This is a genomic window from Leifsonia sp. 10N434, from assembly GCF_056394405.1.
This window is the reverse complement of record NZ_JBFTHV010000002.1, coordinates 110,179-136,753: the sequence shown is the minus strand read 5'-3', so window position 1 is coordinate 136,753 and position 26,575 is coordinate 110,179. Positions and strand designations below refer to the sequence as shown.

Below are 26,575 nucleotides of genomic sequence, written 5' to 3'. Positions count from 1 at the left end.
AGGTGCACCGCCGGATGACGGCGCACGGGTGGATCGATGGGGTACTCGTCAAGTCTAGCCAGATGCGCCGAGGCGCTCGCACGCCGGGCCGTCCTGCGACTCAGCGCGTCGGGTCCTCGCCGCGGCTGAGCTCGTCCCAGCTGTCGATGGCCTGATCGCGCTCGAGCGGTGCCGCCGGCGTCTCGCCGTCGCCCTGCTGCTCGGCCTCCGCGAGGGCTCTGGCCTCGTCGTCGTCCGAGACCTCTGAGGTGACACCCGTCGTCGCAGGGATCGCCGCGCCGGTCGCCGTGGCGGTGGTCGCCGCATCCGGGTCTTCGAACCGCGTCTGGTAACGCTTCGAGGGCCCGGGCCAGAGCCGGGTCGTGACCACGACGGCCGCGGACGCGAGCACGAGGATCGCGCCGCCGATGATCGCGACGGTCGGCCAGATCCCCGCGTCGATGCGCTCGACCATCCGGTGGAGGGACGCGTTCCCCGCGACGCCGGTCGCCGTCGTGATGGCCGCGGAGGCCGATCGCAGCGGGTCGCCCAGCGCGCTTCCGGCAGAGATGAGCACGCTGACGCCCAGCAGGATGCCCAGCAGAGCGAGCACGACGCGGAAGATCGGCCCTGCGATCGCCAGCGCGGCGGTCAGGGCGAGGCCGGCGAGCGAGAGCGCGGTGAGCGCGGGCGCGGCGGCAGAGCCCGCGACGGTGATCGCCGCTCCGCTGTCGGCCGCCGACGTCAGGTGCACGGTGAACCAGGTCTGCGTCGAGGCGAGCAGGGTCAGCCCGCTGCCGACCACAAGTGCCAGCAGTGTGACGTACTTCGCACGGCGCGAGACGCGCCGCGGCGTCGGCTCGCCAGCCTCGGCTGTGTCAGCCGTCACCCTGCACCCGCCTCATCGCGTTCGCGACCGCGACCGCACGGAGCGGTGCGGCCGCCTTGTTCTGCGACTCCTGGAACTCGCTCTCGGGGATCGAGTCGGCCACGAGGCCTCCCCCGGCCTGCACCCGCGCGACGCCGTCCATGATGGTCGCCGTGCGGATGGCGATCGCGAGGTCGGCGTCGCCCGCGAATCCGAAGTAGCCGATCACGCCGCCGTAGACACCGCGCTGCGCCGGTTCGAGCTCGTCGATGATCTCGAGAGCGCGCGGCTTGGGGGCGCCGGAGAGCGTCCCGGCGGGGAACGTCGCCCGGAACACGTCGATCGCCGTCGCCGTCGGAAGCAGGTCGCCCTCGACCGACGACACGATGTGCATGATGTGGCTGAACCGCTCGACGCGCATGAATTCGGTCACCTCGACCGATCCTGCCTCGCAGACCTTCAGCAGGTCGTTGCGGGCGAGATCGACGAGCATCAGGTGCTCAGCGCGCTCCTTGTCGTCTCCGAGGAGCGTCGCCTCGAGGTCGAGGTCCTCCTCCGGGGTCGCCCCGCGCGGCTTGGATCCGGCGATCGGATGCGTGAACGCGCGCCCGTTCTGGACCTTGAACAGCGCCTCCGGTGACGACCCGACGATCGAGTACGCGCCGCCATCCGGGCGCTCGAGGGCGAGCAGATACATGTACGGGCTCGGATTGAGACTGCGGAGCACCCGGTAGACATCGAGCGGATGCGCGGAGCATTCCAGCTCGAAGCGCTGCGAGATGACGACCTGGAAGATGTCGCCGTCGACGATCCGCTCCTTGGCGGTGACCACGGAGGCGAGGAAGTCCTCGCGCCGCGTGCGCGAGACGGGATCGGCCGGCGTCGCCAGGTCGACCTCGGCGAGCCAGGCCTCCGACGGCTGCGCGAGCCCGTTCTGCATCGCATCGAGTCGTCGCTGAGCTTCGTGCCACAGTGTGTCGGCGTCGTCGACGCCGTCGTTGAGCACATTGGCGATGAGCGTGACCGTGCCGAAGCGGTGGTCGATCACCACGAGGTCCGCGCTGAAGGCGAGAGCCTGCCCCGGCACGTCGAAGTCGGCGGGCGGCTGGTGCGGAAGGCGCTCGATCTGCCGGATGGCCTCCCAGCCGATGAACCCGACGAGGCCGCCGGTCAGCGGGGGGAGTCCGTCGATCCGCGGCGTCTGCCAGCGGGCGTAGAGCGCCGCGAGGGCTTCGAGGGGCGGAAGCTCCGCCGCGGTGCCGAGGGCGCGCTCCGCCGGCAGCCCGTAGTCGAGCCAGCGGACCGCATCCTGCTCCTGGGTGAGCACGCCGAAGGACGACACACCGACGAAGGAGAAGCGCGACCAGATTCCGCCCTGCTCGGCGGACTCCAGCAGGAAGGTGCCTGGCCGGTTGGCGGCGAGCTTGCGGTAGATGCCGACCGGGGTCTCACCGTCGGCGAACAGCTCGCGCACGACGGGCACGACGCGGTGGTCGGCGAGGAGCGCGGAGAAGTCGGTGCGGGCGGTCGAGCCGGATGCGGTGGCGATCACGGGGCCTCCGATGCGCCGACGGGTGCCGCACCGACGGCCGGTGCCAGCTGATCGCCGTCGAAGCAGGTGCGCGTGCCGGTGTGGCAGGCGGCGCCGATCTGCTCGACGGTCACCAAGAGCGTATCGCCGTCGCAGTCGAGCGCCGCGGCCTTGACGTACTGGGCGTGGCCGGAGGTGTCGCCCTTGCGCCAGTACTCCTGACGCGACCGCGACCAGAAGGTCACCCGACCCTCCGTCATGGTGCGACGGAACGCCTCGGCGTCCATCCAGCCCATCATGAGCACCTCGCGCGTGTCCCACTGCTGGATGATCGCGGGCACGAGCCCGTCGCTGTTGAACGTGATGCGCTCCACGATCGCGCTGTCGACCGCGCTCATGATCTGACCTCCAGGCCGGCTTTGACCAATTCCTCTTTGACGTCGCCGATCGTCATCTCGCCCGAGTGGAAGACGCTCGCCGCGAGCACCGCATCGGCGCCGGCCTCGATGGCCGGGACGAAGTCGGTGACCGCCCCGGCGCCGCCGGACGCGATGACCGGGACGCTGCTGATGCCGCGCATCAACGCGATGAGCTCGGTGTCGAACCCCTCTTTGGTTCCGTCGGCGTCGATGGAGTTGACGAGCAGCTCCCCCGCGCCGAGCTCAATGGCGGTCGACGCCCACTCGAGCGCGTCGAGCTCGGTCTCGGTGCGCCCGCCGTGCGTCGTGACGACGAAACCCGACGGCGTCGCGGCCGAGCGCTTGACGTCGAGCGAGAGCACGAGCACCTGCGCGCCGAAGCGGTCGGCGATCTCGGCCACCAGGGCGGGACGCGCGATCGCCGCGGAGTTGACCCCGACCTTGTCGGCGCCGCTGGCGAGCAGCCGCGAGACGTCCTCGGTGCTGCGCACGCCACCGCCGACCGTAAGCGGGATGAAGACCTGCTCGGCCGTGGCGCGCACGACGTCGTAGGTCGTCGAGCGGTTGTCGACCGTCGCCGTGACATCGAGGAAGGTCAGCTCGTCGGCGCCCTGCTCGTAGTACGAGCGGGCGAGCTCGACCGGGTCTCCCGCGTCACGCAGATTCTGGAAGTTGACACCCTTGACTACGCGGCCGGCGGCCACGTCGAGACACGGGATCACCCTGACCGCGACGCTCATCAGATGCGCGCCGCGTGGATCGAGGTGACCAGGATGGCGCGTGCGCCCAGCTCGTAGAGCGCATCCATGGTGTGGTTGGTGCTCTCGCGCTTGATCATCACGCGCACGGCCACCCAGTCGGGCTCGCCGAGCGGCGAGACGGTGGGCGACTCGACACCGGGGGTGAGTGCGACCGCGCGCTCCAGCAGAGCGACGGGCAGGTTGTAATCGACCAGCACGTACTGGCGGGCGACCATCACGCCCTGGAGCCGCCGGAGCAGTGTGTCGACACCGGGGGCCGGAGCGGCCGACGAGATGAGCACGGCCTCCGACTCGAGGATGACCGGGCCGAAGATCTCGAGGCCCTGCTTGCGCAGGGTGGCGCCGGTCTCGACCACGTCGGCCACCGCATCCGCGACGCCGAGGCGCACGGCCGACTCCACGGCGCCGTCGAGCTTGATGAGCGTCGAGTCGATGCCCTTGTCGGCGAGGAAGTCGCCGACGAGCCCGGGATAGCTGGTCGCGACCCGCTTTCCCTCGAGGTCGGCGAGGTCGGTGAGAAGGCCGGTCGGGCCGGCGAACCGGAAGGTGGAGGCGGCGAAGTCGAGTGCGGCGATCTCCGCGGCGGAAGAGCCGGAGTCGAGCAGCAGGTCGCGGCCGGTGATGCCCACGTCGAGAGCACCGCTGCCGACGTAGGTGGCGATGTCGCGGGGGCGCAGATAGAAGAACTCGACATCGTTGCGCGGGTCGGAGACGATGAGCTCTTTGGGGTCGCGGCGGCCGTGGTAGCCCGCCTCCGACAGCATCTGCGCCGCGGTCTCGGAGAGGGAACCCTTGTTGGGAACGGCGATCTTCAGCATTGTTGGGTCTTTCGTGTACGTGGGGTGATCAGAACGGGGAGGTTCGGTTCACAGATGTCGGTACACGTCGGCCGGCGTGAGGCCCTTGGCGATGAGCAGGACCTGCAGGTGGTAGAGCAGCTGGGAGATCTCCTCAGCCGTGCGCTCGTCGGTCTCGTACTCGGCGGCCATCCAGACCTCGGCGGCCTCCTCCACGATCTTCTTTCCGATGGCGTGCACGCCCGCGTCCAGCTCGCGCACCGTTCCGGAACCGTCCGGACGGGACACGGCCTTCTCGCTGAGCTCGGCGAAGAGGTCGTCGAAGGTTTTCACCGTTACAGGCTACTAGTTCCCGCCGGGGTGGATGTGCTCGGCCGCCGTATCGCGCAACAGGGAGATCTCTCGCTCGGTGTTCTCGGCCCGGAACACGGCGGAACCGGCGACGAAGGTGTCCGCCCCGTTCTCGGCCGCGGTCACGATCGTCTCCTCGGTGATACCGCCGTCCACCTGCAGCCAGACGTCGAGACCGGCGGCATCGACCGCGGAGCGGAGTCGCGCCAGCTTCGGCATCGTCTCCGGCATGAACGATTGCCCTCCGAAGCCCGGCTCCACCGTCATCACCAGTACCTGGTCGAATTCCGGCAGGAGCTCGAGGACGTCGTCGACCGGGGTGCCCGGCTTGAGCGCGATGCCGGCGCGTGCTCCGATCGCCCGCAGACGCCGCGCGAGCCGCACCGGGTCCGCCGCAGCCTCCGCATGGAACGTGACCGAGTACGACCCCAGCTCCGCATAGCCGAGCGCCCACCGATCGGGATCGTCGATCATGAGGTGCACGTCGAGCGGAATCGGCGACACGGCCTGGATCCGCTCCACCATCTGCGGCCCGAACGTCAGGTTGGGCACGAAGTGATTGTCCATCACGTCGACGTGCACGAGATCGGCGGAGGCGATGCGCTCCAGGTCCCGCTGCATGTTCACGAAATCGGCGGCGAGGATACTGGGGTTGATCCGTGCTGGCATGGGCTTCAGTCTCTCTCTTCGGCGGGGGCGTTCTTCGTCAGCAGCGCGATGAACATGGCATCGGTGCCGTGGCGGTGCGGCCAGAGCTGCGCGTGCAGCACGTCGTCGGCCAGGTCGAGACGCTCGACGGCGAGCTGCTGCACCACCTCGGCCGTGCTGAGCGCTTCGAGGTCGTCGTGGCGGTCGAGCGCAGCGGCGACGATCCCCCGGGTCTCCCCGATGTGCGGCGAGCAGGTCACGTAGGCCAGCACACCGCCGGGCGCGAGAGCGTCGACGGCGGAGTCGAGCAGCCGGGTCTGAAGGGCGGTGAGCTCGGCCACATCGCGCGGAGTCTTGCGCCAGCGGGCCTCCGGACGGCGCCGCAGCGCCCCAAGACCGGTGCAGGGCGCGTCGAGCAGGATGCGATCGAAAGCCTCGGGATGCGACGCGCCGATGGTCGTGCCGTCGCGTTCCCACACCTCGACGTCGAGCGGAACGGGCGCGAGGGCGCGGCGGACCAGCTCGGCGCGCGCCGGGACGACCTCGTTGGCGACGAGCGTCGCTCCCCCGGTCAGCGCCTCGGCCGCGAGGAGCGCCGCCTTGCCGCCCGGGCCGGCGCACAGGTCGAGCCAGCGCTCCCCCGGCAGGATCGGCCGCGCACGGCTGAGCGCGAGCGCGGCGAGCTGGGAGCCTTCGTCCTGCACCCGCACACGACCGTCGTTCGCCTCGACCAGGGCCTGAGGGTCGCCACCGCCGGCGGTGAAGCCGGGCGGCGAGTAGCGGTCCGGCGTCGATCCTTCAGGCGCGTCGGCCAGGCCGGGGAGGGCGATCAGGTTCACGCGCGGGGCCACGTTGTCCGCTGCCAGCAGCTCCTCGAGTTCGGCGCCGCGGCCTTCGGCCTCGAGGGCGCGTCGGAACGCGCGCACGACCCAGACCGGGTGCGAGCTGACGGACGCCAGCTCGTCGTCCTGGTTCTTCGCCGCGGCGAGGATGCGCTGCCGCCATTCCTCGGGCGTGTGACGGCCGATTTCGCGCAGCACTCCGTTGGTGAAACCGGTCGTCGAGCGCGAGCCCACCATCCGGGCGAGCGCGACCGACTCGTTGACGGCGGCGTGCGGAGCCACGCGAGTGGAGAGCAGCTGGTGGGCGCCGAGGCGCAGCACGTCGAGGATCGGTGCATCGATCTTGTCGATCGGGCGTCCGGCGGCGATCGCGATGACACGGTCGTAGTAGCCCTGCATGCGCAGGGTCCCGTACGTGAGCTCGGTGGCCAGCCCGGCATCCGCCGGTGACAGACCGGCGCGCACGATGCGGGTCGGCAGGAGCAGGTTGGCGTAGGCGTCGGATTCACGCACTGCCGAGATGACGTCGTAGGCCACCTGGCGCGCGGGCTGTACGCGGGTCGGGCGCTCGCTCATGAGAGGTGTACTCCTTCGGGGTTCGAACGGCCCCGCCACCAGTCGGCGGCCGCCATCGCTCGCTTGCCCGCCGGCTGTACGGTGACCAGCTCGAGCGGGTCCGTCGCCGTCCCGACCTGGACGGCCTTGCCACGCAGTTCGACGGCGCCAGGAGCCAGCGGCTCCGCCTCGGGCGCCCGGCGGGCGGACAGGATCTTGAAGCGCTCGCCGTCGAGCAGCGCGAACGCGCCCGGCTCCGGCGTCACGCCGCGCAGCCGGGCGTAGACGGCCTCGGCGGGCGCCGCCAGGTCGAGGTGGGCGTCGTCCAGCGTGAGTTTCGGGGCGAGCGTCGGCTCGCCGGTCTGCTCCGTCGCGACGGCCGAGCCGTCGGCGAGCGCGTCGACCGTCTCGGCGAGAAGTCCGGCGCCCGGGATGGAGAGCGCTTCGAGCAGCTCGCCGGCCGTCTCATCCGGGCCGATCTCGCGGCGCAGCTCCGAGAAGACCGCTCCGGCATCCAGGTCGGGCACGAGCTGGAAGACCGCGGCGCCCGTCACGGTGTCTCCGGCGATGACCGCTCGCTGCACCGGCGCGGCGCCGCGCCACAGGGGCAGCAACGAGAAGTGCAGGTTGATCCAGCCGAGCCGCGGCAGCGAGAGCAGGGGCTCGCGCACGAGTCCGCCGTACGCGACGATGGCGCCGAGATCGGGTGCGAGCTCCCGGATGCGCTCAGTCACCGTGTCGTCGAGACGGTTCGCCTTGATCGTCTCGATGCCGAGCTCCTCCGCGGCCGCCGCGACGGGCGACGGGGTGAGGACGCGCTTGCGGCCGAGCTCGGCGTCGCGCCGGGTGATCACCGCGACGACGTCATGCCGCTCGGCGAGCGCACGCAGTGCGGGGACAGCCACCGCCGGGGTGCCGGCGAAGACCAGCCTCAAACGTGTCACGTACATCTCCGGATCGTCGAACAGCGGAAGGGCCGGCGCGGCGAACGGTCGCCGACGGGCCAGCATCCATTCTCCGACACCGCGGCCGACGGCGCGAACCTAGCCGAGCTCGGGGTCGTCGAAACGCACCCGCAGGGTCGGCGCGGGACGGAAACCGCTCTTGCCCGCCGGCGCGCGACGCCGCTTGGTGGCGTTGCGCACGAACGCCGCGCGCACCGCCGTGGCGACTTCGCCCCCGCGCGCGTACTCGAACCGCAGGATGCTCCGCACCAGGCCGTCCGCCGCCGGTGCCGGCCCGAGCACGTCGATGAGCAGGTCCTGGTCCACGGCGGCGACCAGCTGCTCGACCGCCTCCGCCGAGCCCGTGATCGACGCCAGCCGCACCGCCGGAGGGAACCGCAGCTCCCGGCGCGCGGCCAGCTCCGCCCGGGCGAACTCGGTCAGCCGCCCCGTGGCGAAGTCGCGCGCGAGCGGGCCGGCGACGCCGACGAGCACCGTCGGCGCCCCGGGGGCGGCCAACGCGGATGCGTTGGTCCACCAGCGCAGGCAGTCCTCCGCCACGCGCAGGCTCTCCCGGGCGAGCATCCGCTCGCCGTCGAGCAGGAGCACGGCGCGGTAGCCGCCGGCGGCGATCGGTTCGGCCCCACGCGTCGCGACGACCAGCGCGGGCGCGTCGCCGACGGTCTGCACCGGATGCTCGCCGTCGGCCACCACGACGCGCACACCCGGAAACGCTCGGCCGAGCTCCTCTGCGGTGCGGCCGGATCCGACGGTGACCATCCGGAACCGGTCGTGCTCGCAGTTGCCGCAGTGCCAGTCGGTGGCGAGCGCGCCGCACCAGCCGCACGCCGGGGTGGCACCGGCGCGACTCTGGCCGAGCGGGCCGTCGCAGCGGTTGCACCGGGCCGCCTGCCCGCAGCGCGCACAGGCGAGCATGGGCGCGTATCCGGGGCGTGCCACCTGCACCAGCACCGGCCCGGCAGGATGGTCGGCCGAGCCGGTGAGCGCGGCCCGTGCGGTCTGCCAGGCGCCCGACGGGATGCGGGCGGCACGCGCCGCGGGCTCGTCGGCCGCCTGGTTGGCGGTCAGCACGACGCGCGGCGACACGGCCCGCTCCGGGGCGATCTCGTCGAGCCAGCCGACGTCGACCAGGCGCTCCACTTCCACGGTACGGGCGTGACCGGCGAAGACGAGGGCGCAGTGCTGCAGTTCCTGGCGCACCAGCGCCGCGTCCCGCGTGTGCACATAGGGGCTCAGCGGCTCGGCGTAGAGCGGGTCGCCGTCACTCCAGAGCGCGATGAGGCCGAGGTCGGACGCCGGCGCGTAGACGACGGACCGGTTGCCGATCACGATGCGTGGCCCGGAGAGCGCTTCGAGGAACCCGCGGTAGCGCTCCGCATTCGCCTGCGACGCGTCGGCGCGCACCACGGCGCCGGCGGGCGCGATGGCGTGCAGGGCCGCGGCGAGCTGGTCGAGGTCGCGGTAGTCGGGGACCGCGATGATCGCGGATCGGCCTGCGACGAAGCATCCGGTCGCCAGCGTCGCGAGGGTGACGGCCCACTCGCCCACCCAGGAGCCGTCGGGGAGCTGCGCCAGGCGCGGGATCGAGCGTACGGCGACGCGCCGGCCGTCGGCGACCGCCGCCTCGAGCACGCCGTCGCCGTAGCCGCGCACGGCGGGTGCGGGGACGTGCGCGGCCGGAGCCGTGCGGTGGTCGGCGCCCTCCGCCCCCTCGGCGACCTCCGGTTCATCGGCCCCCGGTTCTGCGACCTGCGCCTGGGCGGCCAGCCACGCCTTCTCGACGCGCACCGCCCGGCCGGGCACCGCGAGCCGCACGATGTCGTTGGCCGTCCCGGCGCTCCGGTCGGCCAGCCGCCGAGCCAGCCGCCAGACCTCCGGCGAGAGCACCGGCACCGGCGACACGACCGCCTCGATCGGGCTGAGCTCGCCCTCGTACGCCTCCTCGGACTCGTCCGCGAACTCGGCGATGTAGCCGTCGGCGATGCGACCGGCCGTGCGCAGCGGCACCTTGACCCGAACGCCCGGCTGCGCCAGGTCGGCGAGCTCGGGCGGTACGCGGTAGTCGAAGTAGTGGTCGAGCTGGGGAAGCGCCGAATCAATGACGATGCGGGCGACCCGTGCGGCCGCCGGCATCGCTACAGCCCCGCGGCCGACCGCAGATCGTCGATGCGGTCGAGGCGCTCCCAGGTGAAATCGGGCAGCTCGCGGCCGAAGTGGCCGTAGGTCGCCGTCTTCGCGTAGATCGGGCGCAGCAGGTCGAGCGATTCGATGATCGCTGCGGGCCGCAGGTCGAAGACCTCCCGGATGGCCGCGATGATGCGGTCGTCGGGAATGGTGCCGGTGCCGAACGTCTCGACGTAGAGGCCGACGGGCGCCGCCTTGCCGATGGCGTAGGCGACCTGCAGTTCCAGGCGGTCGGCGAACCCGGCCGCGACCGCGTTCTTCGCGGCCCAGCGCATCGCGTACGCCGCGGAGCGGTCGACCTTCGACGGGTCCTTGCCTGAGAAGGCGCCACCACCGTGGCGGCTGGCGCCGCCGTAGGTGTCGACGATGATCTTGCGACCCGTGAGGCCGGCGTCTCCCTTGGGGCCGCCGATCTCGAACCGGCCGGTCGGGTTGATCAGCGTGCGCACGTGCGCCGACTCCAGCCCGGCAGCGTGGAGCACGGGAGCGATGACCTCTTCGATGACCTCGGCCTGCAACGTCTCGTTGGAGACGTGCGGCGCGTGCTGGGTCGAGAGCACGACGGTCTGGACCGACTTCGGCACGATGCCCTCGTAGCCGATGGTGACCTGGGTCTTGCCGTCGGGCCGCAGGTAGTCGAGCACTCCCTGCTTGCGCACCTCGGCCAGGCGCTCGGCCAGGCGGTGCGCGAGCCAGATCGGCAGCGGCATGTACTGCGGCGTCTCGGTCGTGGCGTAGCCGAACATGATCCCCTGATCGCCGGCGCCCTGGTGGTCGAAGGGGTCGATGCTCTGCTCGGAGCGCGTCTCGAGGGCGTTGTCGACGCCCTGGGCGATGTCGGGCGACTGCGCGCCGATCGACACGGAGACGCCGCACTGGTTGCCGTCGAAGCTGACGTCGGACGAGTCGTAGCCGATCTCCACGATCTTCTCGCGGACCAGCGCGGGGATCTCGACGTAGCCGTTCGTCGTCACCTCGCCGGCGACATGCACGAGGCCGGTGGTGACCAGCGTCTCGACCGCCGCGCGACTGTGCGGGTCGACCGCGAGCAGCGCATCCAGGATGCTGTCCGAGATCTGATCGCAGATCTTGTCGGGGTGGCCTTCGGTGACGGATTCGGAGGTGAAGAGGCGCAGTTCGGCCAAGGTTCTCCCTAGCTCGGGCCCGTCACATCTGGTTTGCGTCAGGCGATGACGTCGAGAATACGATCGGCCACCGACAGCTTGGAGCCGGAGGCCTCCATCACTATATCGCCGCCCCGTCGGAGCACGACGACTTCATTGCTCTCCGTGGCGAACCCCTGGGTCCAGCCGACCTGGTTGATCACGAGGAAGTCGCAGCCCTTGGCCTCCAGCTTGCCGCGCCCGAGCTCGATCAGCGCGGAGGGATCCGGTTCGGTCTCGGCTGCGAAGCCGACGACGACCTGACCTTCGCGCCGACCCGCCGACAGTCCGGCCAGGATGTCGGGGTTGGCGACCAGCTCGAGGGTGAGGGTCTCCCCCGCCTCGGTCTTCTTGATCTTCGCGTCGCGCACCTCGGCCGGGCGGTAGTCGGCGACGGCTGCGGTCATCACGACGATGTCGGCGGAGGCGGCGACCTCGGTCACGGCCTCCTGCAGCTCGAGTGCCGTCTGCACCTCGATCACCGTGAGGTCGTCGGGCGCCGGCACCTCGAGGTGGGCGGCGATCAGTGTCACCTCGGCTCCCCTGGCTCGCGCGGCCTGGGCCAGGGCGACGCCCTGCCGTCCGCTCGACCGGTTGCCGAGGAAGCGCACCGGGTCGAGAGGCTCGCGCGTTCCGCCTGCCGTCACCACGACCCGCTTGCCGGCCAGATCGTTGCCGCCACGCGGTCGACGCGTCGCCTCGTTCGCCCGGCGGCGTTCGGAGAGCACGACGATGTCGGCCACGGCATCCGCCGCCGGAACGACGATCGCCTGCGGCTGCTCGGAGACCACCGGCGGCAGCGATCGTTCCGGATGCGCCCCGACGGTCTCGAGGGCGGCGCGCACGATCGTCGCCGACTCCTCCATCCGGCCGGGACCGGAGTCTTTGCCCGTGAGCTGTCCGCTGGCCGGACCGACCACCGTGACGCCGCGCCCGCGCAGGGTCGCGATGTTCGCAACCGTCGCGGGGTTCTGCCACATCTCGGTGTGCATCGCCGGGGCGATGACCAGAGGCGCCGTGCTGGCGAGCACGGTGTTGCCGAGCAGGTCGTCGGCGAGTCCGGCCGCGAGCTTCGCGATCGTGTTGGCCGTGGCGGGCGCGATGACGATCAGATCGGCGGACTGGCCGATCGCGACGTGCCGCACCTCGGCGACACCCTCGTAAAGATCGGTCGCCACCGGATTGCGGCTGATCGCCTCGAGCGTCGGGCGGCCGACGAACCGCAGCGCGGCCTCCGTCGCCACCACGTGCACCGAGTGCCCCTCGAGCACGAGGGCCCGGATCACTCCGACGGCCTTATACGCGGCGATGCCGCCGGTAACTCCGACGACAATGGTCAATCGTGCGCCCACGGCGGCATCCCCTCATGCCGGGAGAACCCCGGCCGTGCTACTTATTCGACGATCGGCTTGATCTCGAGCTTGTCCTCGTTGATCTCGTGCAGGGCGACCGAGAGCGGCTTGTCGTCGACCGACGAGTCGACCAGGGGGCCGACGTTGTCGAACAGGCTTCCCTCGTGCAGGTCGGCGTAGTAGTCGTTGATCTGACGGGCGCGCTTGGACGCGAAGATCACCAGGGCGTACTTCGACTCGACCTTGGCCAGGACGTCGTCGATGGGCGGGTCAATGATGCCCTTGTTGCTGAGTGCCATACGTGTATTGCTCCTTGTGTAAGGTGGGTCGTCACGGTGACGACGGGCGTCTCCAGGACGCCAAGAGAACGGTCTACGGGCGCGACGGCGCCGTGCGGATCTTCATCAAGTCTACGACCTCCCGCGCGGCCTCGGCCACGTCGGTGTTCACGACCCGGTGATCGAACTCGTCCTGAGCGGCCAATTCGATCTTCGCGGTCTCGAGCCGGCGCTGCTGTTCCGCGGCCGATTCGGTGCCGCGGCCGATGAGCCGCCGCACGAGCTCCTCCCAGGTCGGGGGCAGGAGGAAGATCAGGCGCGCCTCCGGCATGGCGGCACGCACGCTGCGCGCTCCCTGCAGGTCGATCTCGAGCAGCACGCTCCTGCCCGCCTCGAGCGCACGCTCGATCGGCGTGCGCGGCGTGCCGTACCGCGAGGCGTTGTGCACGGTCGCCCACTCGAGCAACTCGCCGTCGGCGATCATCCGGTCGAACTCGGCGTCGTCGACGAAGTAGTAGTTCACGCCGTCGACCTCGCCGGGCCGCGGGGCGCGGGTGGTGGCCGAGACGGAGAGCAGGACATCCGGATAGTTCTCGCGAATGTATGTGGAGACGGTGCCCTTGCCCACCGCGGTAGGACCGGCCAGCACGACCAGCTGGTTCTTCTGACGCCCCGAGCGCGACTCGCGCTCGATGAGGAACTCGCGCAGGCGAAGGCGCTGATGCCGGCCGAGTCCGCCGAGGCGCTTCGCCGGCGAGATCGCGAGCCGCTCCAGGGCGTCCTTCATCTTGGTGGTGCCGATCGCGGGCACGCTGAGCAGGAACTCGGTGACGCGCAGCCGGCCTTCAACACCCTCCGGCTCGGCCGTCGCCTTGTCGAGGACGGTGAGCGGAGAGATCTCGTGGGCAGCGATCGCGGCCTTCACCGCTGCACGCGCCCGACGCGCAGCGACGGCGGCCTGCGAGGCGGCGCGGCGGTCGACCTCAGGGGGCGCCGGACGAAGCGAAGCGGTGCGGGGCTCAGACATGACTGCTCCGCACCTCGTCGGCGCGTGCCGCGATGGCATCGGCGAGTCCGTCGGGGCCGGCCCCGAGCAGGCCGCGCGACTCGCTCACGATCACACCACCGGCCAGCGAGCCGAAGAGCCGCGCCGCGTCGGCGACACGAGCGCCCTGGTGCCCGAAGCCGGGTGCGAGCACCGGAGAGGCATTGACGCGCGCGCTCGCGGTGGTGTCGATGCCGAAGTCGGCGAGGTCGAGGGTGGCACCGAGCACGAGCCCGATCGAGCCGAAGGCGTGCTGCGCCTGGGCCTGGTTGAAAGAACTCACGTCTTCGATGATCGCACGCGCGACCGTGAGTCCCGAATGCGCTCCCGACGCCACGACCGCCTGCTGGATGGCCGCCGCCTCCGGATTCGACGTGGCGGCGAGCACGAACAGGCCCTTGCCTGCGCTCTCGGCGAGCCGCATCGGCTCGGCGATCGACCCGACCCCCTGGAACGCGGCGATCGTCATCGCGTCGGCCTCCAACGGCGATCCCGGCGTCAGCCAGGCCTCCGCGTACGCGGTCACGCTGGTGCCGATGTCGCCGCGCTTCGCGTCCGCGATCACCAGCAGTCCGGCATCCCGGGCGGCGGCGAGCACCTCTTCGAGGGCGGCGTAGCCGGCCGACCCGTAGCGCTCGAAGAAGGCCACCTGCGGCTTGACGATGCCCGCCCGTCCCGCCGTGGCCGCCACGACCGCCAAGCCGAAAGCCCGCACACCGTCCGCCGAGGCCGGGAGGCCCCAGCTCTGCAGCAGGTGCTCGTGCGGGTCGATCCCGACGCAGAGGCGCCCTTCGCTGGCGAAGACTCCGGCGAGCCGGTCACCGAAACTCACGCGCGCGCGGCCCGATCGAGTGCATACTCCTGCAGCGACTTCACCTCGAAGCCTTCGCGGATCGCGTCGACCGAGGCGACGGCGGCGCTGAGCTCCGCGATCGTCGTGAACAGCGGCTTGTCGCCGGCCACGGCGGCCGCGCGGATCTCGTACCCGTCCGCACGGGCCGATCGGCCGCTCGGAGTGTTGATGACGACATCCACTTCGTTGCGGTTGATCAGGTCGACGATCGACGGGGCCGAGCTGTCGGTCTCGCTGAACTTGCGCACGACGCTGGCGGCGATGCCGTTGCGGTTGAGCACCTCGGCTGTGCCCTCGGTGGCGAGGATCTCGAAGCCGAGCTGCTGCAGGCGCAGCACCGGCAGCACGATCGAGCGCTTGTCGCGGTCGGAGACGGAGACGAACGCGGTGCCTCCGAGCGGCATCCCGCCGTACGCGGCCGACTGGCTCTTGGCGAACGCGCGCGGGAAGTCCTTGTCGATCCCCATCACCTCGCCGGTCGAACGCATCTCCGGGCCGAGCACCGAGTCGACGATGTTGCCGTCCTTCGTGCGGAACCGCTTGAACGGCAGCACGGCCTCCTTGACGGCGACCGGCGAGTCCATCGGGATGACCGAGCCGTCTTGCACGGGGAGCAAACCGGACTCGATCAGCGAGGCGATCGTCTCGCCCACCATGATGCGCGATGCCGCCTTGGCGAGCGGGATGCCGAGCGCCTTCGAGACGAAGGGAACCGTGCGGGATGCCCGCGGGTTCGCCTCGAGCACGTAGAGCACGCCGGCGCCGATCGCGAACTGCACGTTCAGCAGCCCGCGCACGCCGACGCCCTCGGCGATCTTGAGCGTCGCGTCCCGGACCCGGTCGATCTCGCGGCGTCCCAGGGTGATCGGAGGCAGCGTGCAGCTCGAGTCACCGGAGTGGATGCCGGCCTCCTCGATGTGCTCCATCACGCCGCCGATGTAGAGCTGCTCGCCGTCGTAGAGTGCGTCTACGTCGATCTCGATGGCGTCGTCGAGGAAGCGGTCGACCAGCAGCGGATGCGCCGGGCCGACGATCCCCTGACCGGCGACGCGCTCGAAGTAGTCGGCCAGCGACGGGCTGTCGTAGACGATCTCCATGCCGCGGCCGCCGAGCACGTAGCTCGGCCGCACCAGCACCGGGTAGCCGATCTGCTCGGCCACCTGCACCGCGCCGGGGAAGTCGAACGCCGTGCCGTTGCGCGGTGCGAGCAGGCCGGCGTTCTCGAGGATCTCGGCGAACAGCCCGCGCTCCTCGGCCAGGTCGATGGCCTCGGGGGTGGTGCCGAGGATGGGGACGCCCGCCGCTTCGAGCCCCTTCGCGAGTCCGAGGGCCGTCTGGCCGCCGAGCTGCACGACGACACCGACGAGCTCGCCGCTCTGGGATTCGGCGTGGATGACCTCCAGCACGTCCTCGAGCGTGAGGGGCTCGAAGTAGAGCCGGTCGCTGGTGTCGTAGTCGGTCGACACGGTCTCGGGGTTGCAGTTGATCATGATCGTCTCGAACCCGGCGTCGTGCAGCGCGAACGAGGCGTGCACGCACGAGTAGTCGAATTCGACGCCCTGACCGATGCGGTTCGGGCCGGAGCCCAGGATGACCACCTTGCGGCGATCGCTCGGCTCCACCTCGGTCTCCAGGTCGTAGCTGGAGTAGTGGTACGGCGTGAGTGCAGGGAACTCGCCGGCGCAGGTGTCCACCGTCTTGTAGACCGGGCGCACACCCAGGATGTGCCGGATCTCCCGCACGTCGGTCTCGCCGAAGCCGCGCAGCTGGCCGATCTGAGCGTCGGAGAAGCCGTGGTCCTTCGCGTAGCGCAGGGTGTCGGTGTCGAGCGTCTCGGCGTTCTTGAGCTGGTCGGCGACCTCGTTGATGAGCACGATCTGGTCGAGGAACCACGGGTCGATCTTGGTGGCCTCGAAGACCTGCTCGATGGTCGCGCCCAGGCGAAGCGCCTGCTGCACGTCGACGATCCGGCCGTCGGTCGGCGTGCCGATCGTGGAGAGCAGCTCGTCGAGCGTGCGCGACTCGGCGCCCCAGTGGAACGACGATCCGCGCTTCTCGAGCGAGCGGAGCGCCTTCTGCAGCGCGCTTGTGAAGCTGCGGCCGATCGCCATCGCCTCGCCGACCGACTTCATGGTGGTGGTGAGCGTGGGGTCGGCGGCCGGGAACTTCTCGAACGCGAAGCGCGGGACCTTGACGACCACGTAGTCGAGCGTCGGCTCGAAGCTCGCCGGGGTGACCTTGGTGATGTCGTTCGGGATCTCGTCGAGACGGTAGCCGATGGCGAGCTTGGCCGCGATCTTGGCGATCGGGAAGCCGGTCGCCTTCGATGCGAGCGCCGACGAGCGCGAGACGCGGGGGTTCATCTCGATGACGATGATGCGGCCGTTCGACGGGTCGACGGCGAACTGGATGTTGCAGCCGCCGGTGTCGACGCCGACGGCCCGGATGATGTCGATGCCGATGTCGCGCAGCTTCTGGTACTCGCGGTCGGTCAGGGTCAGCGCGGGCGCGACGGTGATCGAGTCGCCGGTGTGCACGCCGACCGGGTCGACGTTCTCGATGGAGCAGACGACGACCGTGTTGTCTGCCGTGTCGCGCATCAGCTCGAGCTCGTACTCCTTCCAGCCGAGGATGGACTCCTCCAGGAGCACCTCGCTGGTGGGGCTCTGGTGCAGGCCGTCGCCGACGATGCGCCGCAGCTCCTGCTCGGTGTAGGCGAAGCCCGACCCCAGGCCGCCCATCGTGAACGACGGGCGCACGACGAGCGGGTAGCCGAGGTCCTCGGCGAAACCGATCGCCTCCTCGACCGTGTGGGCGATGTGCGAGCGGGCGACCTCCGCGCCGGCGGCGATCACCAGCTCCTTGAAGATCTGGCGGTCCTCGCCCTTCTGGATGGCCTCGAACTTGGCGCCGATCAGTTCGACGTCGTACTTCTCGAGGATCCCGTGCTCGTGCAGCTGGATGGCCGCGTTGAGCGCGGTCTGGCCGCCCAGGGTCGGCAGGATCGCATCCGGGCGTTCCTTGGCGATGATGGTCTCGATGACCTCCCACGTGATCGGCTCGACGTACGTGGCGTCGGCGAAGTCGGGGTCGGTCATGATCGTCGCCGGGTTCGAGTTCACCAGGATGACGCGCACGCCCTCCTCGCGGAGCACGCGGCACGCCTGCGTGCCGGAGTAGTCGAACTCGCAGGCCTGGCCGATGACGATCGGGCCGGAGCCGATGACCAGGACGGAGCTGATATCGGAGCGTTTCGGCATTAGTTCTGGCCTTCGTTCTCGGTGGCGGTCGGGTAATCGGTCGCCGGCACGCCGGACGGCTTCTCGCCGGCGGGCTTGCGGATCATGTCGATGAAACGGTCGAACAGGTAGTTGGCGTCGTGCGGTCCGGCAGCGGCCTCGGGGTGGTACTGCACGCTGAACGCATCGAGGTCGAGGCAGTTGAGCCCCTCCACCACGTTGTCGTTGAGGCTGAAGTGGCTCACCTCGACGCGGCCGAAGCCGGCGGGCGAGTCGAAGGTGCCCTCGATCGGCGCCTCGACCGCGAACCCGTGGTTCTGGGCCGTGATCTCGACGCGGCCGGTGCGCTTGTCGAGCACCGGCTGGTTGATTCCGCGGTGCCCGAACGGCAGCTTGTAGGTCGTCAGGCCCAGCGCGCGGCCGAGCAGCTGATTGCCGAAGCAGATGCCGAAGTACGGCACTCCGGCGCGGAGCACCTCCTGGAGCAGCTGCACGTGCTTCTCCGATGCGGCGGGGTCGCCGGGACCGTTCGAGAAGAACAGCGCCGACGGCTGCAGCTCGAGCACGTCGCGGGCGCTGACCATCTGCGGCAGCACGTGCACGTCGAGTCCGCGTGCGGCGAGGTTGTTGAGCGTCGAGGTCTTGACGCCGAGATCGAGCACCGCCACCGAGCCGATCTTCTCGCCGACGGCGGGCACCGTGAAGGGCTCCGGGGTGGAGACCTCGGCCGACAGGTTGCGCCCCGCCATCCCGCTGCCGCTGCGAACGAGGTCGAGCTGCTCGCTCTCGCTGAGCTCGAAGTCCGGACCCGAGAAGATGCCGGAGCGCATCGCGCCGGCCGACCGGATGTGACGGGTCACCGCGCGGGTGTCGATCCCGCTGATCCCCACGACGCCCTGAGCGACGAGGTCGTCGTCGAGGCTGCGCTGAGCGCGGAAGTTCGACACGACGCGGGACGGCTCGCGCACGACGTAGCCGGCCACCCAGATCTGACGCGACTCCATGTCTTCGTCGTTGGTGCCCGTGTTGCCGATGTGGGGCGCCGTCATGAGGACGATCTGCCCGGCGTACGACGGGTCGGTCAGCGTCTCCTGGTAGCCGGTCATGCCGGTGGAGAAGACCGCTTCGCCGAGGGTGCGGCCGACCGCCCCGTATGCCCGCCCGACGTAGCGGGTTCCGTCTTCGAGGACGAAGACGGCAGGTTGTGCTGCAGCCACGTCACACCTCACTTTCGGTGGTCGATCCCGCCGAGTGCGCGGCGGGGAGAAGGGTTTCGATCGCGGCGATCAGTGGCGCGCGGTCGGCCGGGTCGGCGACCCGGAAGTAGCTGTCGGCGGCAGTGCCGCCACTGGTGGTCCACGAGAGGCGGACGAGTCCGTCCTTCTCGACCACGCGGTCGATCGTGACGGTGGCGGTGGCGACGCCGGCGATCGCCTCGGATCGCACGAACACCGGCGCTTCACCGGTCACCGCGATGGTGACTCCCGCGTCGGCGACGGTGACGGTGGCCCGCCCGCGGAACGACAGCCCGGGCAGGGCGAGACGCTCGAGCGGCTCACCGCCGGCGGTGGTCGCGACGTAGAGCGCGTCGACCTCGGCCAGTGGCGCGTCTGTCGTCTGCGCGGGCGCTCCCGCGGGATAGCCCGAGCCCGCGCCGGCGTCGCGTCGCGCGCGACGGCGCCAGCCGAGCCACATCAGCAGGAACGCGGCGGCCAGAACGACGACGACAACGATCGTGGGGAGGAACTTATCCACGGAGAGCATCCTCTTCCGCGCCGGCGAACGAACGGGCCCTGGCGGCGACGACGTCGGCCTCGACGACCACACCGTCGAGCACCGTCGGGTAGCCGTGATGGAAGGTCGCCACCACCCGCCCGGGGAGCGTCATGGACAGGTACGGCGAGTTCACGCCCTTGCCCGCCAGGTCGGCGGTCGAGAATTCACGGGACGCCTGCGGGTCGTACAGGGTGAACTCCGCGGGCGCGCCGGCCTCGAGCGGCTGGCCGTGGCCGGACAGGCGTCCGATGCGAGCCGGGGCGGACGAGAGCACCCGCGCGACGTCGGACCAGCCGAGCATCCCGTTCTCGACCACGGAGGCGTGCACGACGGAGAGCGCGGACTCGAGCCCGACCATTCCGAACGCCGCGGCATCCCACTCGCAGTCCTTCGACTCGACCGGATGCGGGGCGTGGTCGGTGGCCACGATGTCGATGGTGCCGTCGGCGAGGCCGGCGCGGAGCGCTTCGACGTCTTCCCGGCGGCGCAGCGGCGGGTTGACCTTGTAGCGGGCGTCGTAGCCCTGCACCAGATCCTCAGTCAGCAGCAGGTGATGCGGGGTGACCTCCGCGGTGACGTCGATCCCCCGGGCCTTGGCCCAGCGGATGACGTCGACCGAACCGGCCGTGGAGACGTGGCAGACGTGCAGGCGGGAGCCGACGTGCTCGGCGAGGAGCACATCGCGCGCGATGATCGACTCCTCCGCCACAGCGGGCCAGCCGGTGAGCCCCAGCTCGCCGGAGAGCGCCCCCTCGTTCATCTGTGCGCCGATCGTCAGTCGCGGCTCCTGCGCGTGCTGGGCGATGACCCCGTCGAACGCCTTCACGTACTCGAGGGCACGACGCATGAGAAGCGGATCGGAGACGCACTTACCGTCGTCGGAGAACACCCGCACCCGTGCGCGGGAGTCGGCCATGGCGCCGAGTTCTGCGAGACGCTCTCCCTCGAGTCCCACGGTGACGGCGCCGATCGGACGCACAGTGGCGTAGCCGGCCGCATCACCGAGGCTCAGCACCTGCTCGACCACCCCGGCCGTGTCGGCGACGGGCGACGTGTTCGCCATCGCGAACACCGAGGTGAAACCGCCGGCGGCGGCCGCGCGCGTGCCCGTCAGCACGGTCTCGCTCTGTTCGAAGCCCGGTTCACGCAGGTGCGTGTGCAGGTCGACGAGCCCAGGGAGCGCGATCAGTCCCGCCGCGTCGACGACCGTCGCGCCCGGAGCCGAGAGACCTGCTCCCACTTCGGCGATCCGTCCTCCGTCGACCAGCAGGTCGACCGTTCGGCCGTCGGCGAGCGTCGCGCCCGCGATCAGATATGTCTCGTTCATGTTCTATGCGTCTTCCCGATCTCCACCGGACAGCAGCAGATACAGCGCCGCCATCCTCACGGACACTCCGTTCGCGACCTGTTCTCTGACGGTCGAGCGGGGCGAATCGGCCGCCGCCGCCGAAATCTCCAGGCCCCGGTTCATCGGGCCGGGGTGCATGACAATGCTATCGGTGCGGAGCCGGGAGAGGCGCTCGTCGTCGAGACCCCAGCGCCGCGCATACTCGCGGGTGTTGGGGAAGAACGCCGCATTCATCCGCTCGGCCTGGATCCGCAGCATCATGATCACGTCGGGCCCGGCGTCGATGGCCGCGTCGAGGTCGAAGCCGATCTGCGCCGGCCAGCCGCTGACATCCACCGGCAGGAGGGTCGGCGGGGCGACCAGGGTGACGGTGGCGCCGAGGGTCTCCAGCAGCCAGACGTTCGACCGGGCGACCCGCGAGTGGAGGATGTCGCCGACGATCGTCACGGTCACACCGTCGAGGTCGCGTCCGCGCGATGCGGCGCCGTGGAGCCGGCGCCGCATCGTGAACGCGTCGAGCAGAGCCTGCGTCGGATGCTCGTGCGTGCCGTCGCCGGCGTTGATGATGCCGGCGTCGATCCAGCCGCTGGTCGCAAGGGTCTGCGGGGCTCCGCTGGCGTGGTGCCGCACGACCACGGCATCCGCGCCCATGGCGGCCAGGGTCTGGGCGGTGTCTTTGAGACTCTCGCCCTTCGAGACGCTTGACCCCTTGGCGCTGAAGTTGATCACATCGGCGGAGAGTCGCTTGGCCGCCGCCTCGAACGAGATGCGCGTGCGCGTCGAGTCCTCGAAGAACAGGTTGACGACCGTCTTGCCGCGCAGGGTCGGGAGCTTCTTCACCTCGCGGTCCTGCACATCCGCCATGTCCTCGGCGATGTCCAGCAGCCGGATGGCGTCGTCGCGGCCGAGCGTCCTGGTCGAGAGCAGGTGCCTCATGCGCTCGCCTCCCCCGTCTCCTCGATCGTCACGGATTCGTCGCCGTCGATCTCGGTGAGCCGCACATTGATGCGCTCGCTCGCAGCGCTCGGCAGGTTCTTGCCGACGAAGTCCGCCCGGATGGGCAGCTCGCGGTGGCCGCGGTCCACCAGCACGGCGAGGCGCACGGCACGCGGTCGCCCGAGGTCGCTGATCGCGTCGAGAGCGGCCCGGATGGTGCGGCCGGAATAGAGCACGTCATCGACGAGCACGACCGTCTTGCCGTCGATCGAGCCGGGCACCGAGGTGGGCGCCGGGGTGCGCGTCGGGTTCCGCGAGAGATCGTCGCGGTACATCGTCACGTCGAGCGCGCCGACGAGGTCGCCGGTGCCGGGCTCGATCCGCTGGATGTTCTCCGCGATGCGCTGCGCCAGGACGACGCCGCGCGTGGGGATCCCGAGGATGACGAGGTCGTTCGTTCCCCGGTTGGACTCCAGGATCTCGTGGGAGATCCGAGTCAACGCCCGGGTGATGTCAGCGTGTTGCAGCACAGTGCGTACTGTCATGCCGACCTCCTTCCCCGCCTCACTGGACGGCTGTTAAAGGATGTCTACCGTGGACGAGCATAGCAGGACGCCGGCTGGCGCCTGCCGACCTCGGAGGGCCTGTCAGTTCTCCGACAGGAAGGACCGGAACGCCGGTCCGTCGTCCACTTTGCCTGTGAACAGCTTGCCGTCGACGAGCACCGTCGGCGTCCCCTCGATGCGGTCGAGCACCTTCTTGCCGTCGACGGTGATCGGCCCGGTCTGCGAGTGCGCGGTGTTCGCCTGCGCCCACGACTGATACGGGCCGCTGTCGGCCAGACAATTCGAGATGTCCCCGATGCCGGCATCCGTCGCGAGCTTTGCCAGCTGCTTGTCGGTCAGGCCGTCGCTGTTCTCCTCCGGCTGATTCGAAAAGAGCGACTGGTAGTACTCGAGAGCCCTGGCCGGTTCCTTCACCGCGACGCAGGTGAGTGCCGCGACGGCACGGGTCGAGTATCCGGTGCCGTTGGAGAGGCGGTCGAGGAACGTCAGCGGATGCAGCCGCAGGGTGATCGACCCGTCGGCGACCGCCTTCGAGAGCGTCTCGCCGTTGGTCTTCTCGAAGATGCCGCAGATCGGGCACATCGGGTCGAACCACAGATCGACCTTCTTGTCGCCCGTTCCTGCCTGGATGTAGCGCTCGTCGAAGTTCACCGCGCCGTCGACACCGGTCGGCGCCTTGGCGGTCGACGACGGGACGGGAGACGAGCCGCCGATGAGCGAGCACGCGCTGATCCCGGTCGCGAGGGCCATGGCCACGAGAACCGCGCCGAGTGCCCGCAGGCCGCGGCGGCGAGTGGGTCGGACGAGGGTGGTGCTGCTCATTCTGCTCTTCTCGCTCACCTGGTGACGTTCCGCGTCGCTAGTGGGACTTGTTCTGGGAGATCTTGGCCAGCAGCCCGTTGATGAAGCCGGCCGAGTCGTCGGTCGACAACACTGTCGCGGCTTCGACGGCCTCGGAGATGGCGACGCCGTCGGGGACCTGGTCGTTGAACAGGACCTCCCAGACACCGATGCGCAGGATGGCACGGTCGACGACCGGCATCCGCGCCAGGGTCCAGCCCTGGGCGTACGTTTCGATCTGCTCGTCGATCTCGTCGCCGTTGTCGACGACCCCGTCGACGATCTCCCGCGCATACATCCACGACGCCTCGCGCTGCGGCTCGTTCGCCGCGCGCTCGGCCTCGGTCGCGAGGGCCTGGTTCAGCGGGATCTGCCGGATGTCGGCGCCGTACAGCACATCGAGGGCGCGCTTGCGGGCTTTGGTTCGTGCACTCATCGGGTGGTCGTGTCTCGGGCGATCTAGTCGTTGACGCGGCCGAGGTAGTCCCCGGTGCGGGTGTCGACCTTGACCTTGGTGCCCTGCTCGAGGAAGAGCGGGACCTGGATCTGGTAGCCGGTCTCGACCGTCGCGGGCTTGGTGCCGCCAGTGGAGCGGTCGCCCTGCAGGCCGGGCTCGGTGTAGGTGATCTCCAGCACGACGGAGGCCGGGAGCTCGACGTAGAGCGGCTCGCCCTCGTGCAGCGCGACGGTGACGTTCTGGTTCTCGAGCATGAAGTTGGCCGCGTCGCCGACGACGACACCCGGAACGGAGAGCTGGTCGTAGTCGCTCGTGTCCATGAACACGAAGCTCTCGCCGTCCTGGTACAGGTACTGGTAGTCGCGGCGGTCGACGTTCGAGGTCTCGATCTTCGAGCCGGCGTTGAACGTGCGGTCGACGGTCTTGCCCGAGGTGACGTTCTTCAGCTTGGTGCGCACGAAGGCGCCGCCCTTGCCCGGCTTCACGTGCTGGAACTCGATCACGGTCCAGAGCTGGCCGTCCATGTTGAGGACGACGCCGTTCTTGATGTCAGCAGTAGTTGCCATGCCTGTGTTCCGTTCGATTGGGAGAAGTTGCGGGTGGATGCGCGCCCAAGGCGGTCCACGGTGGCTGGCCATCCGGCGGCAGCCTCAAGAGATTCTAGTTCTCAGCGCGCGTTTCGGCGAATGTAGACGAGCGCGAGGCGGTAGGACTCGAAGCCGAAACCGGCGACGACGCCCGTCGACACCGCGCTGATCACGCTGGTGTGGCGGAATTCCTCGCGGGCGTGCGGGTTGGAGAGGTGGACCTCGATCACGGTCCCTCCCGGCTTCGTCACCATCGAGACGGCGTCGCGGAGTGCGTACGAATAGTGCGTCCACGCGCCCGCGTTGAGGATGACCGGCTCGCCCGTGTCGGCGGCCTCGTGCAGCCAGCCGAGCAGCTCGGCCTCGGCATCGGTCTGACGCAGGTCGATCGCGGCATCGGGCGCGTCGGCTTCGAGCACGGCGCGCAGGTCGTCCAGCGTGCCGGACCCGTAGACGTCGGGCTCCCGCGTGCCGAGCCGGCCCAGGTTGGGGCCGTTCAGTACCAGGATGCGGGAGGCGGAGTCGCTCATGACGCCTTAGCCTACTGGCGCTTCCCCGTCGGCGAGCGGACGCACGCGCACCGCCGACCACGTGTCGTCGCCCGGCTCGATCTGCCGTTCGGCGACGACGGTCTTCACTGCCGGACCCGCCGTCGTCACGAGCCGATCTCTTGGTACGCCGCGAAGAGCAGGCTCTGGTCGGGACCGGCGAGCACGGTGGGCCGCGCCAGGTCGTCGAGCACGATGAAGCGCAGCAGGCTGCCGCGCGCCTTCTTGTCGCGCTGCATGGTGGCCAGCAGGGTCTGCCAGCGCCCCAGAGGGTACGTCGTGGGCAGGGTGAGCGACTCCAGGATGCGACGGTGCCGGTCGACCACGTCGTCGCTCAGCCGGCCGCTGAGTCGCGCGAGCTCCGCGGCGAAGACCATCCCCACCGACACGGCGGCGCCGTGACGCCACTGGTAGCGCTCCGCATGCTCGATGGCGTGACCGAGCGTGTGACCGTAGTTGAGGATCTCCCGCAGGCCCTGCTCGGTGAAGTCCTCGCCGACGACGCGCGCCTTGATGCCGATGGAGAGCTCGACCAGCCGACGGAACTCGGGGCTCGACGGATCGGTCGCCCGGTCGACGTCGCGCTCGATGATGTCGAGGATCTCCGGCTCGGCGATGAAGCCGTACTTGACGACCTCGCCGAACCCGGCGAGCAGTTCGTTGCGGCCGAGGGAGGTGAGCGTGTCGAGGTCGCAGATCACCGCGGCCGGCGCGTAGAACGCACCGACGAGGTTCTTGCCCTCCGCCGTGTTGATGCCGGTCTTGCCGCCGACGGCCGCGTCGACCATGCCGAGCAGTGTGGTCGGCACCTGCACCAGGCGAACACCGCGCAGCCACGTCGCGGCCACGAAGCCGGCGAGGTCGGTCACCGCTCCCCCGCCGAAACCGATGACGGCGTCCGACCTGGTGAAGTCGGCCTGGCCCATCACTTGCCAGCAGAACGCAGCAACCTCGACCCGCTTGGCCGCTTCGGCATCCGGGACCTCGGCGAGGAGCACCTCGTACCGTCCGACGAGCGATTCGCGGAGCTCTGCCGCGGCGGCGCCGAGCGTCGGCGGATGCACGACCAGCACCTTGTTCACCCCCGCGCCCAGGTAAGGCGCAAGGTCGGCGCGGAGGCCGCGCCCGACGACCACCGGGTACTGGTCGACCCCCGGCACGAGGATCTCGGTGGGCTGGTCGTGCTCGATGTCGGTCATCGGTGTCCTTCTTCCACCCAGGCGGCGATCTCTTCCACGATGGTCTCGATGGGCCTGGTCGATGTGTCCGCCGTGTAGTCGGCGAGCGAGTTGTACAGATCGGAACGTGCCGCGACGAGCCGCTTCCACGACTCGAGGTCGGTCACGAGCGGCCGCTTCGCGTTGGAGATGCGCGACGCGATCGCGTCGGCCTGCACCGTGAGCAGCACGACCGTGGTCGCGGCCAGGTCGGACTGCGTCTCCGGGTCGAGCACGGCCCCGCCGCCGAGCGAGACCACCCCGGGCTCGGCGATGGACTCTGCGACCGCCACCCGTTCGAGCGCGCGGAAGTGCGGTTCCCCGTGCTCGGCGAAGATGCCGGGGATCGGTCCGTGCTGGGCGACGATCACCGCGTCGGTGTCGACGAATGGGAGCCCGAGCCGTTTCGCGAGGCGCCGGCCGATCCGCGTCTTGCCGGCCGCCGGCGGTCCGATGAGGACGATCGTCAC

At 70.2% G+C, this 26,575-nt stretch carries 28 protein-coding genes; all 28 read right to left on the bottom strand.

Annotated elements, in window-relative coordinates:
* Nucleotides 1-100 precede the first annotated feature (100 nt).
* The gene (locus AC1DB1_RS06295) at nucleotides 101-868 is read right to left on the bottom strand and encodes a Trp biosynthesis-associated membrane protein (protein ID WP_477200173.1); all 768 of its coding nucleotides are present in this window, start codon (nucleotides 866-868) and stop codon (nucleotides 101-103) included.
* Nucleotides 858-2,399: an anthranilate synthase component I gene (locus AC1DB1_RS06290; protein WP_477200172.1), complete on the bottom strand. Its 1,542-nt coding sequence runs from the start codon at nucleotides 2,397-2,399 to the stop codon at nucleotides 858-860. The genes AC1DB1_RS06295 and AC1DB1_RS06290 overlap by 11 nt, the downstream gene beginning before the upstream one ends.
* A complete protein-coding gene (gene hisI / locus AC1DB1_RS06285) occupies nucleotides 2,396-2,776 on the bottom strand; it encodes a phosphoribosyl-AMP cyclohydrolase (RefSeq protein ID WP_477200171.1) in 381 nt (126 codons plus the stop codon). The genes AC1DB1_RS06290 and hisI overlap by 4 nt, the downstream gene beginning before the upstream one ends.
* Nucleotides 2,773-3,537 (bottom strand): imidazole glycerol phosphate synthase subunit HisF, encoded by a 765-nt coding sequence (hisF, locus tag AC1DB1_RS06280; RefSeq protein WP_477200170.1) that lies wholly within the window; start codon nucleotides 3,535-3,537, stop codon nucleotides 2,773-2,775. Before hisF ends, hisI begins: the two co-directional genes overlap by 4 nt.
* Nucleotides 3,537-4,376, bottom strand: a complete 840-nt coding sequence (gene hisG, locus AC1DB1_RS06275; RefSeq protein WP_271178790.1) for an ATP phosphoribosyltransferase — start codon at nucleotides 4,374-4,376, stop codon at nucleotides 3,537-3,539. Before hisG ends, hisF begins: the two co-directional genes overlap by 1 nt.
* A gap of 48 nt (nucleotides 4,377-4,424) precedes the next feature.
* Nucleotides 4,425-4,688 carry a phosphoribosyl-ATP diphosphatase gene (locus tag AC1DB1_RS06270; RefSeq protein ID WP_477200169.1) on the bottom strand — a complete coding sequence of 88 codons (264 nt, stop codon included), beginning with the start codon at nucleotides 4,686-4,688 and terminating at the stop codon, nucleotides 4,425-4,427.
* 12 nt (nucleotides 4,689-4,700) lie between these two features.
* Complete coding sequence (rpe, locus tag AC1DB1_RS06265) at nucleotides 4,701-5,375, bottom strand: ribulose-phosphate 3-epimerase (RefSeq protein ID WP_477200168.1); 675 nt, start codon at nucleotides 5,373-5,375, stop codon at nucleotides 4,701-4,703.
* A 5-nt stretch (nucleotides 5,376-5,380) separates the two neighbouring features.
* The gene (locus AC1DB1_RS06260) at nucleotides 5,381-6,772 is read right to left on the bottom strand and encodes an RsmB/NOP family class I SAM-dependent RNA methyltransferase (RefSeq protein ID WP_477200167.1); all 1,392 of its coding nucleotides are present in this window, start codon (nucleotides 6,770-6,772) and stop codon (nucleotides 5,381-5,383) included.
* Nucleotides 6,769-7,686, bottom strand: a complete 918-nt coding sequence (fmt, locus tag AC1DB1_RS06255) for a methionyl-tRNA formyltransferase (protein ID WP_271178948.1) — start codon at nucleotides 7,684-7,686, stop codon at nucleotides 6,769-6,771. Before fmt ends, AC1DB1_RS06260 begins: the two co-directional genes overlap by 4 nt.
* 108 nt (nucleotides 7,687-7,794) lie before the next feature.
* Nucleotides 7,795-9,849, bottom strand: coding sequence for a primosomal protein N' family DNA-binding protein (locus AC1DB1_RS06250; RefSeq protein ID WP_477200166.1), 2,055 nt, complete (start codon nucleotides 9,847-9,849; stop codon nucleotides 7,795-7,797).
* Between the two features lie 2 nt (nucleotides 9,850-9,851).
* Nucleotides 9,852-11,045 carry a methionine adenosyltransferase gene (gene metK, locus AC1DB1_RS06245; protein WP_271178795.1) on the bottom strand — a complete coding sequence of 398 codons (1,194 nt, stop codon included), beginning with the start codon at nucleotides 11,043-11,045 and terminating at the stop codon, nucleotides 9,852-9,854.
* 38 nt (nucleotides 11,046-11,083) lie between these two features.
* Nucleotides 11,084-12,403, bottom strand: coding sequence for a bifunctional phosphopantothenoylcysteine decarboxylase/phosphopantothenate synthase (locus AC1DB1_RS06240; RefSeq protein ID WP_477200547.1), 1,320 nt, complete (start codon nucleotides 12,401-12,403; stop codon nucleotides 11,084-11,086).
* A 53-nt stretch (nucleotides 12,404-12,456) separates the two neighbouring features.
* The gene (gene rpoZ, locus AC1DB1_RS06235; RefSeq protein WP_271178796.1) at nucleotides 12,457-12,714 is read right to left on the bottom strand and encodes a DNA-directed RNA polymerase subunit omega; all 258 of its coding nucleotides are present in this window, start codon (nucleotides 12,712-12,714) and stop codon (nucleotides 12,457-12,459) included.
* Nucleotides 12,715-12,787: 73 nt separating this feature from the next.
* Nucleotides 12,788-13,720, bottom strand: a complete 933-nt coding sequence (gene gmk, locus AC1DB1_RS06230) for a guanylate kinase (protein ID WP_477200165.1) — start codon at nucleotides 13,718-13,720, stop codon at nucleotides 12,788-12,790.
* Complete coding sequence (gene pyrF, locus AC1DB1_RS06225) at nucleotides 13,713-14,570, bottom strand: orotidine-5'-phosphate decarboxylase (protein WP_477200164.1); 858 nt, start codon at nucleotides 14,568-14,570, stop codon at nucleotides 13,713-13,715. Before pyrF ends, gmk begins: the two co-directional genes overlap by 8 nt.
* A complete protein-coding gene (carB, locus tag AC1DB1_RS06220) occupies nucleotides 14,567-17,851 on the bottom strand; it encodes a carbamoyl-phosphate synthase large subunit (protein ID WP_477200163.1) in 3,285 nt (1,094 codons plus the stop codon). Before carB ends, pyrF begins: the two co-directional genes overlap by 4 nt.
* On the bottom strand, nucleotides 17,851-19,047 hold the full coding sequence (gene carA, locus AC1DB1_RS06215; RefSeq protein WP_477200162.1) for a glutamine-hydrolyzing carbamoyl-phosphate synthase small subunit: 1,197 nt from the start codon (nucleotides 19,045-19,047) through the stop codon (nucleotides 17,851-17,853). The genes carB and carA overlap by 1 nt, the downstream gene beginning before the upstream one ends.
* Before the next feature lies 1 nt (nucleotide 19,048).
* On the bottom strand, nucleotides 19,049-19,585 hold the full coding sequence (locus AC1DB1_RS06210) for a PH-like domain-containing protein (RefSeq protein WP_477200161.1): 537 nt from the start codon (nucleotides 19,583-19,585) through the stop codon (nucleotides 19,049-19,051).
* Nucleotides 19,578-20,933 carry a dihydroorotase gene (locus AC1DB1_RS06205; RefSeq protein WP_477200160.1) on the bottom strand — a complete coding sequence of 452 codons (1,356 nt, stop codon included), beginning with the start codon at nucleotides 20,931-20,933 and terminating at the stop codon, nucleotides 19,578-19,580. Before AC1DB1_RS06205 ends, AC1DB1_RS06210 begins: the two co-directional genes overlap by 8 nt.
* Before the next feature lie 3 nt (nucleotides 20,934-20,936).
* Nucleotides 20,937-21,890: an aspartate carbamoyltransferase catalytic subunit gene (locus tag AC1DB1_RS06200; RefSeq protein ID WP_271178803.1), complete on the bottom strand. Its 954-nt coding sequence runs from the start codon at nucleotides 21,888-21,890 to the stop codon at nucleotides 20,937-20,939.
* Nucleotides 21,887-22,435, bottom strand: a complete 549-nt coding sequence (gene pyrR / locus AC1DB1_RS06195) for a bifunctional pyr operon transcriptional regulator/uracil phosphoribosyltransferase PyrR (protein WP_271178804.1) — start codon at nucleotides 22,433-22,435, stop codon at nucleotides 21,887-21,889. Before pyrR ends, AC1DB1_RS06200 begins: the two co-directional genes overlap by 4 nt.
* A gap of 102 nt (nucleotides 22,436-22,537) precedes the next feature.
* Nucleotides 22,538-23,278 carry a DsbA family protein gene (locus tag AC1DB1_RS06190; protein WP_477200159.1) on the bottom strand — a complete coding sequence of 247 codons (741 nt, stop codon included), beginning with the start codon at nucleotides 23,276-23,278 and terminating at the stop codon, nucleotides 22,538-22,540.
* A gap of 37 nt (nucleotides 23,279-23,315) precedes the next feature.
* On the bottom strand, nucleotides 23,316-23,732 hold the full coding sequence (gene nusB, locus AC1DB1_RS06185) for a transcription antitermination factor NusB (RefSeq protein ID WP_271178806.1): 417 nt from the start codon (nucleotides 23,730-23,732) through the stop codon (nucleotides 23,316-23,318).
* 23 nt (nucleotides 23,733-23,755) lie between these two features.
* Nucleotides 23,756-24,319: an elongation factor P gene (efp, locus tag AC1DB1_RS06180; protein WP_271178807.1), complete on the bottom strand. Its 564-nt coding sequence runs from the start codon at nucleotides 24,317-24,319 to the stop codon at nucleotides 23,756-23,758.
* Between the two features lie 101 nt (nucleotides 24,320-24,420).
* The gene (locus tag AC1DB1_RS06175; protein ID WP_477200158.1) at nucleotides 24,421-24,870 is read right to left on the bottom strand and encodes a type II 3-dehydroquinate dehydratase; all 450 of its coding nucleotides are present in this window, start codon (nucleotides 24,868-24,870) and stop codon (nucleotides 24,421-24,423) included.
* A 6-nt stretch (nucleotides 24,871-24,876) separates the two neighbouring features.
* On the bottom strand, nucleotides 24,877-24,999 hold the full coding sequence (locus AC1DB1_RS06170; protein ID WP_477200157.1) for a hypothetical protein: 123 nt from the start codon (nucleotides 24,997-24,999) through the stop codon (nucleotides 24,877-24,879).
* On the bottom strand, nucleotides 24,996-26,087 hold the full coding sequence (gene aroB, locus AC1DB1_RS06165) for a 3-dehydroquinate synthase (protein ID WP_271178810.1): 1,092 nt from the start codon (nucleotides 26,085-26,087) through the stop codon (nucleotides 24,996-24,998). Before aroB ends, AC1DB1_RS06170 begins: the two co-directional genes overlap by 4 nt.
* On the bottom strand, nucleotides 26,084-26,575 hold the full coding sequence (locus AC1DB1_RS06160) for a shikimate kinase (RefSeq protein WP_271178811.1): 492 nt from the start codon (nucleotides 26,573-26,575) through the stop codon (nucleotides 26,084-26,086). The genes aroB and AC1DB1_RS06160 overlap by 4 nt, the downstream gene beginning before the upstream one ends.